General features: G+C 45.1%; 13 protein-coding genes. 11 read left to right on the forward strand and 2 right to left on the reverse strand.

The features are described 5' to 3' along the window. The first annotated feature begins 378 nt into the window (after positions 1-378). The 7 genes from AC5590_RS19750 to AC5590_RS19780 all read left to right on the forward strand — a co-directional run bounded on the left by AC5590_RS19750 (position 379) and on the right by AC5590_RS19780 (position 6718). The gene (locus tag AC5590_RS19750; protein ID WP_169265178.1) at positions 379-1146 is read left to right on the forward strand and encodes a glycosyltransferase family A protein; all 768 of its coding nucleotides are present in this window, start codon (positions 379-381) and stop codon (positions 1144-1146) included. Beyond that, positions 1124-2428, forward strand: coding sequence for a DegT/DnrJ/EryC1/StrS family aminotransferase (locus AC5590_RS19755; protein WP_169265179.1), 1305 nt, complete (start codon positions 1124-1126; stop codon positions 2426-2428). The genes AC5590_RS19750 and AC5590_RS19755 overlap by 23 nt, the downstream gene beginning before the upstream one ends. Then, on the forward strand, positions 2425-3654 hold the full coding sequence (locus tag AC5590_RS19760) for a 3-dehydroquinate synthase family protein (protein ID WP_169265180.1): 1230 nt from the start codon (positions 2425-2427) through the stop codon (positions 3652-3654). Before AC5590_RS19755 ends, AC5590_RS19760 begins: the two co-directional genes overlap by 4 nt. Beyond that, positions 3654-4397, forward strand: a complete 744-nt coding sequence (locus AC5590_RS19765) for a sugar phosphate nucleotidyltransferase (RefSeq protein ID WP_169265181.1) — start codon at positions 3654-3656, stop codon at positions 4395-4397. The genes AC5590_RS19760 and AC5590_RS19765 overlap by 1 nt, the downstream gene beginning before the upstream one ends. Further along, positions 4394-5023, forward strand: coding sequence for an SIS domain-containing protein (locus AC5590_RS19770; RefSeq protein ID WP_169265182.1), 630 nt, complete (start codon positions 4394-4396; stop codon positions 5021-5023). The genes AC5590_RS19765 and AC5590_RS19770 overlap by 4 nt, the downstream gene beginning before the upstream one ends. Positions 5024-5030: 7 nt before the next feature. After that, positions 5031-5615 (forward strand): D-glycero-alpha-D-manno-heptose-1,7-bisphosphate 7-phosphatase, encoded by a 585-nt coding sequence (locus tag AC5590_RS19775; RefSeq protein WP_169265183.1) that lies wholly within the window; start codon positions 5031-5033, stop codon positions 5613-5615. A gap of 125 nt (positions 5616-5740) precedes the next feature. Then, positions 5741-6718 carry an SDR family NAD(P)-dependent oxidoreductase gene (locus AC5590_RS19780; RefSeq protein WP_211178444.1) on the forward strand — a complete coding sequence of 326 codons (978 nt, stop codon included), beginning with the start codon at positions 5741-5743 and terminating at the stop codon, positions 6716-6718. A 97-nt stretch (positions 6719-6815) separates the two neighbouring features. Here the strand turns inward: AC5590_RS19780 and AC5590_RS19785 are convergent, their stop codons facing one another. Together AC5590_RS19785 and AC5590_RS19790 are read right to left on the reverse strand one after the other, a co-directional pair. Beyond that, positions 6816-7151 (reverse strand): site-specific integrase, encoded by a 336-nt coding sequence (locus AC5590_RS19785; protein WP_211178445.1) that lies wholly within the window; start codon positions 7149-7151, stop codon positions 6816-6818. After that, on the reverse strand, positions 7148-8101 hold the full coding sequence (locus tag AC5590_RS19790) for an NAD-dependent epimerase/dehydratase family protein (protein ID WP_169265184.1): 954 nt from the start codon (positions 8099-8101) through the stop codon (positions 7148-7150). The genes AC5590_RS19785 and AC5590_RS19790 overlap by 4 nt, the downstream gene beginning before the upstream one ends. A gap of 481 nt (positions 8102-8582) precedes the next feature. Between AC5590_RS19790 and AC5590_RS19795 the strand changes: the two genes are divergently transcribed. From AC5590_RS19795 to AC5590_RS19810, 4 genes are all read left to right on the forward strand, one after another. Continuing rightward, complete coding sequence (locus AC5590_RS19795) at positions 8583-9326, forward strand: sugar phosphate nucleotidyltransferase (RefSeq protein ID WP_211178446.1); 744 nt, start codon at positions 8583-8585, stop codon at positions 9324-9326. Next, a complete protein-coding gene (locus AC5590_RS19800; RefSeq protein WP_211178447.1) occupies positions 9319-10500 on the forward strand; it encodes a DegT/DnrJ/EryC1/StrS family aminotransferase in 1182 nt (393 codons plus the stop codon). Before AC5590_RS19795 ends, AC5590_RS19800 begins: the two co-directional genes overlap by 8 nt. 98 nt (positions 10501-10598) lie before the next feature. Next, positions 10599-11663, forward strand: a complete 1065-nt coding sequence (locus AC5590_RS19805; protein ID WP_169265187.1) for a radical SAM protein — start codon at positions 10599-10601, stop codon at positions 11661-11663. 22 nt (positions 11664-11685) lie between these two features. After that, entirely contained in the window at positions 11686-12510 is an 825-nt protein-coding gene (locus tag AC5590_RS19810) for a class I SAM-dependent methyltransferase (RefSeq protein ID WP_169265188.1), read from the forward strand. Positions 12511-12533: the final 23 nt, after the last annotated feature.

Below are 12533 nucleotides of genomic sequence, written 5' to 3' on the forward strand. Positions count from 1 at the left end.
TGACTCATCCAGAATCTTGTCCCGATTCACTACAACCAGAATTAAAAGCTTGTGCCGTACAGCTCGTGCCTGTGGCTGCTGAATCGGTTGTTACCGATAAGACCACTAGGACCCGAGCCGAGATCGGTGCGTAGTTCATGCCACTTCACCCAAAAAGCTTACTAAAAAAGTCCCATTAAGTGTGTTTGGTAGAATAAAGGTAACATTATCAACAGATAGGTCTTATTGACAAAACTAGATCTATCTTTTTTTATCATAAATTGCTGCACATTTTTTTGATCACAAGCGTTTAAAACTATTTTGTCGCCCCGTCAGGTTTGCTCTACAGTACTGTTCATGCTATTAATGCTTTGGAGAGTTATTTAATAAGCAAATGGTATGCACAAAATTGCTGTTATCACCTTCTGCTTTGACCGGGAATTGGAACTGGTACGCTGTATAAAGAGTGTTCAGGCTCAGCAGGATGCACCACCCTTTGTCCATTACGTGTTTTCTGAGCGCGTTGAAGCTCTTAAAAACGTTTCCGAGGTAGCAAAGGTGGAGAAGCTTGTTCATTGGGTTTCCATTAGCAATCCCTATCATGCAGAACACTCTTCTCCTCGCATGGCCAAGCTACGTCAGGCGGCCTTGGAGATGATACAAGAGCCGTATGTCTGTTTCCTGGACGATGATAATGAAATTCTACCGAATCATTTGAGCAGTTTGTTTAATGTCATAGAAGTCCAGCAACTAGATGCTGCCTATTCCTGGAGGGTATTGGTTTACCCTGATGGTTCTCCGTTCACGGGGGATTACTACCCATGGAACCCAAGCCAGGAAATTGCGGAGTCATTATACCAGTGGTGTTTGGAAAATGGGCTACTCCGTCCTGGAGACTCGATTGTCTACGATGGTCCCCGAAATTCAGATGATCCACGTAACGTAGCCACTGTAGATATGAATGAGTGGTTGTTTCGCACAGATTCCATACGCCATCTCGGGTTCAACCCGGAATTTTCTCAGCAGGAACTGGCAAATCAAGTCGGTGAAGACGACAAATTGCTAGAAAAAATTCTCCAGAACGATTTTCGTTTTGAGTGTACCCAGAACGCAACTGTCCGTTATTACCTGGGAGGTGTTTCCAATGCTATACCCAACATCAAGTGAATCAAAGCTAACCAAAGAATCCAGCAAACTAGCAATCAATGGGGGAACCCCTATTTGTCAAAAGACCTGGCCCACTTGGCCTCAATCCAACCCGGCAACGGAAAAAGCGGTCATTGATGTTTTGCGTAGCGGTCGCTGGACAATTAGCGGTTTTACTAATGGGAAATCTACTCAAGAGCAGATATTTGCGGCAGCTTTTGCCGATTTTCTAGGAGTGAAGCACTGCATACCCACCGATCACGGTACCTCAGCTCTAGAACTAGCTTTAGCCGCGTGCAGTGTAGGACCAGGAGATGAAGTGATTGTACCCGGACTTACCTGGGTTGCCTGTCCCTATGCAGTGCTGACAAATCAGGCGGTTCCAGTGTTGGCGGATGTAGATCCCCATACCATGTGTATTGCCGCTGAATCAGTGCAGCAGCTGATCACGCCTAAAACCAAGGCTGTACTGGTAGTTCATTTATACTGTCGTATCGCCGACATGACCGCCCTAAACCTCATAGCAAAAGAACACAATCTGGTTCTGATAGAAGACTGTGCCCAAGCCCATGGAGCCCGGTGGCGCGGAAGAAGTGTGGGAACCATAGGCAAGGTGGGAGCGTTCAGTATGCAACAGGGAAAACCTATGACTTCTGGAGAGGGAGGATGTTGTGTCACTGATGATGATGAACTGGCGGATCTGATCTATCGTCTACGCACCGATGGCAGAAGTTTTTTACCGAATGTACAAGCGTTGGGAAAGATGCAATTGTGGGAACACGGTGGGGTAGCTGGGCGTAACCACTGCCTTTCTGATATTCAATTGGCAATCCTTACAGCCCAACTCAAGGACTTGCAGGATCAAAACGCCCGTCGTCGGGAAAATGCTGCTTATCTCACAGAACTGTTGATACAATTACCAGGAGTGTCTATTCCCAATTTTCACGATCCGGAGGACGAAGAAACTTACTATCACTTCGCTTTTTTCTTAAATGAAGAGTTTTTGCAGGGGCGCTCTATTGGCTGGGTTAGTGAGGCTTTGTCCGCTGAACTTGGCATCTGGGTTCATCAGCCCTATGTGCCACTAAATCGTCATCCTCTTTATGTTCCAGAGGAGAAACACTGGGTAAAGCAATGTACCGAGGCCCGCGAGGCAGTGCGCAAAGATCAATTTACGCTTCCCTACGCAGAAGAAGTTTATGGAAAAACCCTACTCCTGCATCACTCTATTCTCCTAGCAGAACACAAGGATATGGAGCTGATTGCTGCGGCAATGAAAAAAGTTCATGAGGTCGGGAAATGATGCGCCCTGATACGATAGCAACACCGTATAATAAACAGCATTCTCAAGTAGAGGAGCAGCTAATCAAAATTAACTTTTTCTTTGCTGAGCGGTCAATGCCCATCTTCATCGGACAAGACGTAGGTTCGTCATGTATCGAGTTTTGTGCCCAGAGAAATCCGGATCGGCTCTTTTTCATAGCAGATTCTCATGTCTGGGATCTGCACGGCGAAGAAATCATCTCTTACTACGGGTCTCATTTTCCTATCGAAACTGTTCTGGTGGAACCAAATGAGCAGTGTAAAACTCTAGATCTGGTCAACCGCCTGCTAGAGGCGGCTATGGCTGCTGGTGTAACTCGTCGCAGCATCATCATGGCTCTGGGTGGCGGACTAACGGGGAATATTGCAGGTATGGTAGCTGGACTGCTCTATCGAGGTATTTCCCTAGTGCATCTGCCCACATCCTTTCTAGCCATGTCAGATTCTATCCTTTCTCTCAAACAAGCGGTTAACGGCAGTACAGGCAAAAATCTTTTTGGTATGTATTATTTACCGACTGCCAGCTTTGTATCTGTGAACTTTCTGCGAACCTTGCCTCAGGTGGAACTCGTCGCTGGAATCAATGAGTTGATCAAGAATTGTTTGGTGTTTGACGCTGAGCGTATTGAAATCTTGCTCTCGCTTATCAATCAGCCTCAAACTTGTTCCACCCTAACACAGCTTTTAATTCTGGGGATTGAAGCTAAACAGAAATTACTACTGCAAGATCCGAATGAAAAGAACATCGGCATTTCTCTGGAATACGGACACACCGTTGGACATGCTTTAGAGTATCAGGGCTATGGTCTGTCCCACGGGATTGCTGTTGCATTGGGAATGCTTGTGGCATCTGCCATTTCCTTCAAGCGGGGGTGGTTAAGTGAACAGGAGTATTGGCTGCACTACGAACTGATTAACAGTGTCAATGGCAACCTACAATTTCCGCAAAATCTCGACTTGGATACTACTATCAATATTATCCGTAGGGATAACAAACACGGCTATCTCACTCTCTGCCAAGATCCGCATCCTTTTGTTTTGTTGCGGTCAATAGGAAGGGTTGAGATGACTGAGGGCAAACCCCTAGTTGGTGTTAGCGAGGATGAGATTATCACCGCTATAAAACAGGCTCAAAGTGATGCATGGGAGTATTTTCACAGGATAAACTGTGCGCAAGCGAATATATGGAACGCAGGAGTTGGTTGATGTTTGACCAGGCTGTTATCCTTGCAGGTGGACGAGGAACTCGTCTAGCTCCTTTGACCGACACCTTACCCAAGGTCATGGCACCCGTGCATGGTCATCCTTTCCTAGAATATCAGATCATGTATCTGCTCCGTCAAGGAATTACCTCTATTCTTCTTTTGGTCGGCTATCGCTGGAAACAGATTTGGGACTACTTCGGGGACGGTAGCAAATGGGGAGTGGATATTAAATATAGCCAAGAATTAACACCTTACGGTACTGCCGGATGTTTGTCTCACGCCTATCCTCAGCTTAGAGACTCCTTTGTTGTGATTTATGGTGACTCTTTTCTGCCTTGTGATTATGCACTCATGTTTAAGTGTGCTACTGAACACGCACCTACCGCTTTCATGACCGTCTATCCCAACCGAGGAGAATTGCCCGTTCCTAACAATGTGCAAGTTGATTCTGAGGGTTACGTTCAGCAGTATCTCAAAGATAAACCAGAGCTAAAATTTGATTATGTCGATGCGGGTGTACTGCTGTTGCACCGCCATCATGTAGCCGCTTTTCCCCAGCATCTTCCTTCCAGTTTAGAGGAGGACATTTTCCCCCGTTTGGTAGCTTCAGGAATGATACGAGCTTTCGTGAGCGAGCAGCGCTTTTATGACATTGGAACGCCAGATCGATTGGATGTGTTCCGGCAAGATGTTACGAAATTTTTCGACCTATCAAATTTTCGCGTGGGTTCAGGCTTACTATGAATAATTTACAAAATCCTATGGCTCTCGAACCAGAAAATCATCAATCTCGGCGTATGATTACTGAACCCCAACACTATATAAAGGTGTTGCGAGATGTGCTCTCCCTTCTTGATTTTGTAGCGATAGAAAAGATAGCTCACATCATCTTTAATACTGTAAACCGACAAGCCCAAGTGTTGCTAGTGGGTAATGGTGGCAGCGCCAACAACGCAGCTCATTATCGTTGCGATTTCTTGAGCACTTTCCGCTATCACCAACTTCGGTTCCAAGTGCTTAACTTAGCTGAGTCTCCTGCGATGCTTACTGCTCTGGGAAACGATTTTGATTTTACTGAAATCTTCAGCTACCAGGTTCAAGAAAATGGCAGACCTGGCGATTTACTCATCATGCTCACAGCTTCAGGTAATTCCCCGAACATTCTTGCCGCCTGCAAGACAGCTCAAAAGTTGGATATGTGTACTGTATCAATTACTGGCTTCGATGGGGGGAAGGTTGCCCAGATGGCCGACTTCAACATTACTATTCCCTCTGATAACTATGGTATTATCGAGGATACTCAACTAGCTGTGGGTCATATGCTCAGCCAAACTATTAGCGGAATGCTTAAAAAATCTTTAGTAGGCTGAAACTGTCATGCAGAGAAACTCCCATGTTAGACCAGCAGTCTTTTTAGACCGTGATGGCACTCTCATCAAACATGTGCATCATCTTTGCTCCCCAGAGCAGGTAGTACTTGAGCAAGGAGCAGCCGAGGCTCTCTGTCTCTTGCAAAGCGCAGGGTTTGCCTGCGTAGTGGTAACCAATCAGTCAGTAGTTGGACGGGGAATGCTGACTTTCGAGGGACTAAAAGCTATTCACGATAAGATGGAGCAGCTCCTTTCTATGCAGGGAGCAAGTGTGGAGGGTATTTACTTTTCCACTCACGTTCCTCGTACTTCAGACTTACGCAAAGTTGAGTATTTTGATAGAAAGCCGGGTCCTGGTATGCTGCTCTTAGCAGCCCAGGAATTAGGACTCTCTGTAGCAGATAGCTGGATGATTGGCGACTCCATCAGTGATGTGCTGGCTGGTGTAAACGCTGGTTGCAAAGGTAGTTGTCTCCTGAAAACAGGGCTGTATTCTCTTGAATGGCAAGATGACAACCAAATCTCGTTTCTCGCCTCGGATATATTGGATGCAGTTCAGATAATTCTGAAACAACATAGCATTTGTATATAGGCTATTACCCTTCTTGCGTAACCAGCTTTTCTAGTTGTGTCAACAAGCATTCAAATTTCTTTCGCTTTTTGGAGTTATCCTACACCTTTAACCCTAATCACAAATCTTAAACCAGGAGAGTTATAATGACAGTGTTGGTTACAGGTGCAGGTGGTTTTATTGGCAGCCATCTCACTGAAGCCTTGTTAAGCCAGGGATACAAAGTTCGGGCTTTAGTACATTACAATAGCCAAAATAACTGGGGGCATCTCCGAGAGTTACGACCTGAATTGCAAAGCAAACTAGAGGTGTGTCTGGGGGACATCACAGATACTTATTTGGTCACCAGTCTGGTTGCAGGGTGCGAGGTTGTATTCCACCTTGCTGCCTTAATTGGTATTCCCTATTCCTACCAAGCCCCAGCTTCCTATGTGGCTACGAATGTGTGTGGAACTCTAAATGTTCTGCAGGCCTGTCGTCAAGCAAGTGTACGTCGGCTAATTGTAACTTCTACAAGTGAGGTTTATGGTACAGCTCGTTACACTCCCATAAATGAAGCTCATCCATTACAAGCGCAATCTCCATACGCTGCAAGCAAAATAGCCGCAGATAAGCTAGCTGAATCTTATTTCTGTAGCTATGATCTACCTGTCGTAACCTTCCGCCCATTCAACACCTATGGGCCTCGTCAATCTGCCCGTGCTATCATTCCAACGGTGTTGACTCAGGCTATCGCCAAAGTTGAAAAAATCACTCTCGGAAATCTAGAACCAAAGCGTGACCTGACCTTTGTTTCAGATACTGTGCAGGCGTTCTTGTTAGCAGCTCAAACACCAGGGATTGAAGGAGAAACCATTCACTTTGGGCAAGGTACAGCAGTGAGTGTAGCGGAGATTGCTCAACGATGTTTGAGTGTGGTTGGTAGCAAGGCGGAAATTGTGAGCGTGACTGAACGACAACGACCCCAACATAGCGAAGTTCAACTACTCTTGTGTGATGCGTCTAAGGCACAACGCATGTTGGGGTGGAAACCAATAATCTCACTAGATGAGGGATTGTCTCGAGTAGCTGATTATGTGCGAAGCTACTCTGAGCAATATCGCCATAGAGATTATGTCGTATGAGTATACAATCCTTTTATGAATAAATGTAACAACAGTGCGGTAAGTTGATAATTGATCCCTTGCAATCATCCTTTAAACATTTTCCAAAAAACAGTATTCATCCGTGAGAGGTTAAGGTAATTGCATTTTTGTCAAGAGGTCTTTGGAATATAAGTTGTTCCATGCCGTAGCATATGGGCATGAACAGGAAAAGGTAGACAAGCCTTCTCACCAGCCCGTTCAACAATTCCAGCGATAGTTCTTGTGCTAATGATCCGTGTCGAGAAGACTGGAAAACATAGGGACTAGCAGGATAATCTCTTTGCAGCTTGCGGAGAGCGCGAATTTCCTCAGAGTAAAGACGATAAATAGACGGAGTACCTTTTTTAACTTGCTTTACGTAAATTGTGCCACTATTCCAGTCTATTTGCTCCTCGACTCTGGGCAGTGTCAAAGTCCGGTAACCTGGCGATACCAGTTAATTGTCTGCTTCAGTCCAGTCTCAAAATCTACTTTGGGCTGGTAATTCAGTAGCTTCTGAGCTTTGGTCAAATCAACTAGGCGAATGGGAATAGTCGTTGGCTTGGATGGATCGTAGGTCGGAGGAACGGTATGCCCAGTTAGTTTGAGAATCAATTCTACCGCTTCCTTAATAGTCACGGGTTGACCGGAGCCGATGTTGATGGGATCACAGTTAGCACAGTGTTCCATTGCTGCTAGGATTCCTGTCACAAGATCGGTTGCGTAGACAAAATCTCGCACTGTCGAACCATCTCCCCAGACCTCAAACGGATTCTGCTTCTCCAGAGATCTACGAATTAGTGCAGGCAATACCTGGGAAGTTTCAAAGTCAAATTTGTCGTAAGGTCCGTAGACATTTGTGGGACGCACGACAGCGACTTTGAAGCCATAGCGTTGGTAGTAAAACTGCGCCAATTTTTCAATGTAACGCTTCATCCAGCCCACCCCCATGTAGCTGGGGTATGGGTCACCCACAAAGGCTTCAGTTTCTTTAACCGGGTAATCTGCTGGGGGATAGATAGTGGTGCTACTGATAAACAGTAGACGATTGACCTTTGACAGACAGGCAGCTTCAAACATCTGGGAATTGAGTAGGAGATTAATTGTGACGTGAGCCACTGGGTTTCTAGCCATAACGGCAGCACCTGAAGTATTGGCAGCACAGAGAAAAACATAGTTCATGCCTTTCACCACTTCATAACAGTCATCCCGTTGGGTCAAGTCACACTGGACATATTCGATACGCTCGTCCTGAACGAGGGATGGCTTTTTATGAAGTGTTGCTCGCACCACTGCCCCGCGATTTAACAATTCCTCGATCAAATGAGTGCCAATTAACCCTGCTCCTCCAGTTACTAAAACCTTTTTATTCTTGTAAAACATAGATTCTCCAGAATTTGTACTATTGTGGCTTCACATCTACAAACGGCAATCGGCATTGATAGTGACTTCAACGTATTTATTCTTTCATAAAGTCGTCAGTAGACCGAAAAGTTTTGGGATTGAGATCAGGTACGCTCCTCGTATTAACCTGCCACACCTGACGTTGCCTCTGTTAGCTGTATTATTGCAATACCTTAGCCAATTTAACAATGTGCCGAAATCAGGTAATAAGCGTAGGTTTTTCCATCCCCCTGAGTATACTAAGTTGGGCAAAAATTGTAGTGAGTGTGATTGAACGACAACGACCCCAAGATAGTCAAGTTGAACTACTCTTGTGTGATGCATCTAAGGCACCACGGATATTGGGGTGGAGACTGACAATCTCTCTAGATAAGGAATTGTCTCGAGTAGCTGATTATGTGTGGAGCTACTCTAAGCAATATCATTATAGAGATTATGTCGCATGAGTACAGAATCTCTAATGAATAAATGTAATAGCAGTGCAGCCGGGTTAAGAACTGTCATTTTGGCTGGGGGTAAGGGAACCAGACTGAGACCTTTTACCGTCAACTTTCCTAAGCCTCTTGTACCCTTAGGCGATACACCTGTACTGGAAGTCTTAATCCGTCGCCTTATCCACTATGGTATTACTGATATTACTCTTGCCTTAGGGCATCTAGCTGAGTTGGTTAAAGCATACTTTGACCATCGGCAGAAGCTAGTTGAACACATTACACTCCATTTTATCGAAGAAGAAGAACCAACGGGAACAGCGGGTTCACTATCATTTGTTCCCAATCTTGATGATACATTTTTGGTAATGAATGGAGATTTGTTAACTAATCTAAATTTTCATGATCTGGTGCAGTTCCACCGAGAACAGAAAGCATTGCTCACAATCGCAACCCATACTCGCACAGTCAAAATAGACCTAGGTGTTCTAAAATTGGACGATACCTATCAAGTCGTTGATTACTTGGAGAAGCCAGAAACAAAGTATCAAGTCAGCATGGGGATCTATGTCTATGAACCGAGCGTACTTAAACACATTGAGTACGGCAAATATCTTGATCTGCCCGATCTGGTATTGCGACTTTTGGCAAAAGGGGAGCGAATTTGTGCGTATCCGACCGATTGCCTCTGGTTAGATATTGGTAGACCGGATGACTACGCCAAAGCCCAGGAAATCTTTTCCGAAAAAAGGGAGGAGTTTGACCTTGTCTAATTGGCACATTCCTCTTAGCGATTTGGATTATGGTTCTGAAGAAACCATGGCTGTTCAAAGAGTGCTGCAAAGTAAGTGGCTTTCTATGGGGCCAGAAGTTCAGGCTTTTGAACAGGAGTTTGCAGAATTTTTGGGAGTAAAGCATGCGATCGCTGTAGCTAATGGAACAGCAGCTTTGCACTTGTCCTATCTGGCACTGGGGTTAGAGCCTGGGGATGAGATTATTCAACCCGCAATTAATTTTGTAGCAGCAGCCAACATGGCTGTAGCAATAGGCGTGAAACCAGTGTTTGCCGATATTATTGGTCTGAATGAACCTACAATAGATCCAGCAGATATTGAACGTTGCATCTCGCCTCGTACAAAAGCTGTTGTAGTTATGCACTATGGTGGTTACCCTTGTCGCATGGCAGAAATTCAAACAATTTGTCAGCAATATGGTTTGGTATTGATTGAAGATGCCTGTCATGCTGTAGGAGCACGTTACCTTGACTCCCAAGCAAGAGAGCCCCATGGGAACATGGTAGGCACGCTGGGTGATATTGCCTGCTTTTCATTCTTTAGCAATAAAAACTTAGCAACTGGAGAAGGCGGTTTAGTCACTACCAATCGGGATAATTTAGCTGAACGTCTGCGTCTGCTTCGCTCCCATGGAATGACGACTCTCTCTTGGGAGCGTCACAAAGGTCATGCAAGCTCTTATGATGTAATCCTACACGGGTATAACTATCGACTTGATGAGTTGCGAGCTGCATTGGGTAGAGTTCAGCTTAGAAAACTGAAGCGCAATAACTCCCGACGCCAGCAAATTGTATTAGCTTATCAAAAGCATCTGACCCCGCTATCAGGTTGGACTGTTCCCTTTTGGGACTATCTTGGTGACTCCGCTCATCACTTAATGGCACTTGTAGCACCAGATAGGGAAACTCGCACTCATGTAGTCAAAGCTTTAAAGCAAGCAGGCATTCAAACAAGCTTTCACTACCCCTGCTTAGCAGACTTTACAGCGTTTAGACATTTGACAAGTCATGACTTAGAACAAAGCCGCTTGTTTGCCCAAAGTGTTATAACACTACCACTGTTTCCAACTATGACCACAGACCAAGTTGAACAGGTTTGCTCCCATATTTATGAATTTAGCAGTCTTACGAAGCTAAAAGATGACCTCCATTAAAACTATTTAGGAGTAACTTTTTAATAATTCCCAAAATATCGGGGATAAGTAGACAAGACGTACTATAGTTTTCATAGCTACCTCTAAAGGAAATGTACATGCCAAGTGTCCATACTATCAAACCCAAGCCGGAGCAACAAACCTTCTATTCCCCCTACTGTAGCGAGTATCCCAAAGCTCTTTACATAGAGTTGACTGATCGCTGCAATCTTTTATGTCCTATGTGCCGCCAATCTGCCGTAGCAGGCGATGTGCTACCACTAGAAACCTTCAAGGAAATTGCAGACACCTTATTTCCTCATGCAGTATTCGTAGATCTCCGAGGGTGGGGCGAAAGTACAATGTTGCCTACCTTTGATGACTATCTCGACTATTCCCTCAAATTTCCTCTAAAGAAAAAGCTGATTACTAATGCCACCGTAAATAAGCCATCTGTTTGGCAACGACTTGGTGAAAATGGCGTCGTAGTCGGTGTATCTATTGATGCAGCAGACAAAGAGTTGTATGAACAGCTACGCGTTGGTGGCAAGTTAGAGAAAACTCTTGCAAACGTGCAGCAGTTAGTGCAAGCAGCTGAAGCGGCAGGATATGACCCTAAACAACAAGTATACTTTTGTATTACTGCCAGTGGTTCAAATATTTTCGATATTAAAAATATCGTTCGCATAGGACTCGATTTGGGTATTGACCGTTTCAAGTTAGAACCCATCAAAACCTCTGATCAAGACCCTGTTCACCTCAAGAATTTCACCCTGGAGGTGCGAGAGGAAATGGAAACACTGCGCGAACTCGCTAGGGAAACAGGGGCACGTATCGAACTTTCGGCATCAATGATTGAGGGGGATGTACACGTAATGGCGACGCGAAAGCTGTGCATCCATCCTTGGCAATATCTTTATGTCAATGCCAGGGGTCGGATGGGATTTTGCGACCACCTCAATGGTGTAGAGGAATTTACTTTTGCTCGCTGGGGCGAGGTTGATTTCGATACCTTCTGGAATGGAGAACAAATGGTGAGACTGCGACAGGAACACTTGGAGCGCTTCCACCAAAAGCAGCAGATCTCAATTTGTGGCGATTGCAATTGGTGTTATGACCAACGCTACATGGATTTGGAAGACTGGGTAGAACCGGGTTGGTCAGCCTATCGCGTGCAACTTTGAAGAACGAGCAAAGAAAAATACAATGGTCAGTGAAGAACTGTGTTGCCCCTGGGAGCAGCTCTTTTATGAGCCAGCGCTGCTCGATTCTGCTTCCGGCGATGCTGATAGCGGTGAAACCGTAAAGTATTACTGTTCAATTCTTAAACAAGGAGAAATCCGGGTACTTGATGTTGGTTGTGGAACAGGTCGGTTAGCTATTCCGCTAGCAGCTCAGGGCCACGAAGTATATGCCATAGATAGTTCCAGTGATATGGTCTCTTTTTTTCAGGAGAAGCTTGCTCACCTTGACAGTGAACTCCAGTGCCGCATCCATCTGCATCATCTAAATATTCAGTCGCAATTTTATGATGGCAGCCTTGATGTTGCTATAGCAGTAGACGATTTTCTTACGCATTTTTTGGATGATTCAAGTTTGCTTTCCACTCTCAAAAATATTTGCTATAGTCTTAAACCGGGCGGTCGTTTCCTGACGGACTTACGAGGAAGGAGTCAACAACGCATAGCAACAGCCACCCAACCTTTTCCCAAACCCATGCATTTCTTCGGTATTGTTCACCAAGTGCCAACGCCATTTGGAAAGAGATCAGCTGCTATGCGCTCTGTAGAAAGCTATGACGAAAATAAGCGCATCCTGACTAGCACTCAGATTTTTGAATGGATCTTGCCTGATGGCACTGTTGAGAAAACAATCTACCGCACTCTACGCCAGCGATTGCATCGTTTAGAACAACTCGCTGCTGCTGCGGAGGATGTGGGTTTGAAGTTAGGATTAGCACACCAACGTCTTAACCCATTGAACGAGGCTAGCTACGAAGAGGGAATGTCTGTGGAATTTTATCGGGTGTAACGATGGTTAAAAGGATTCAGTGA

The organism is Brasilonema octagenarum UFV-OR1 (assembly GCF_963888615.1).
Lineage (GTDB): Bacteria > Cyanobacteriota > Cyanobacteriia > Cyanobacteriales > Nostocaceae > Brasilonema > Brasilonema sennae.

Excerpts from the sequence above, each read along its gene's own strand:
- AC5590_RS19750 (WP_169265178.1), top strand. The coding sequence starts at position 379 with ATGCACAAAATTGCTGTTATCACCTTCTGCTTTGACCGGGAATTGGAA.
- AC5590_RS19755 (WP_169265179.1), top strand. The coding sequence starts at position 1,124 with ATGCTATACCCAACATCAAGTGAATCAAAGCTAACCAAAGAATCCAGC.
- AC5590_RS19760 (WP_169265180.1), top strand. The coding sequence starts at position 2,425 with ATGATGCGCCCTGATACGATAGCAACACCGTATAATAAACAGCATTCT.
- AC5590_RS19765 (WP_169265181.1), top strand. The coding sequence starts at position 3,654 with ATGTTTGACCAGGCTGTTATCCTTGCAGGTGGACGAGGAACTCGTCTA.
- AC5590_RS19770 (WP_169265182.1), top strand. The coding sequence starts at position 4,394 with ATGAATAATTTACAAAATCCTATGGCTCTCGAACCAGAAAATCATCAA.
- AC5590_RS19775 (WP_169265183.1), top strand. The coding sequence starts at position 5,031 with ATGCAGAGAAACTCCCATGTTAGACCAGCAGTCTTTTTAGACCGTGAT.
- AC5590_RS19780 (WP_211178444.1), top strand. The coding sequence starts at position 5,741 with ATGACAGTGTTGGTTACAGGTGCAGGTGGTTTTATTGGCAGCCATCTC.
- AC5590_RS19790 (WP_169265184.1), bottom strand. The coding sequence starts at position 8,101 with ATGTTTTACAAGAATAAAAAGGTTTTAGTAACTGGAGGAGCAGGGTTA.
- AC5590_RS19795 (WP_211178446.1), top strand. The coding sequence starts at position 8,583 with ATGAATAAATGTAATAGCAGTGCAGCCGGGTTAAGAACTGTCATTTTG.
- AC5590_RS19805 (WP_169265187.1), top strand. The coding sequence starts at position 10,599 with ATGCCAAGTGTCCATACTATCAAACCCAAGCCGGAGCAACAAACCTTC.
- AC5590_RS19810 (WP_169265188.1), top strand. The coding sequence starts at position 11,686 with ATGGTCAGTGAAGAACTGTGTTGCCCCTGGGAGCAGCTCTTTTATGAG.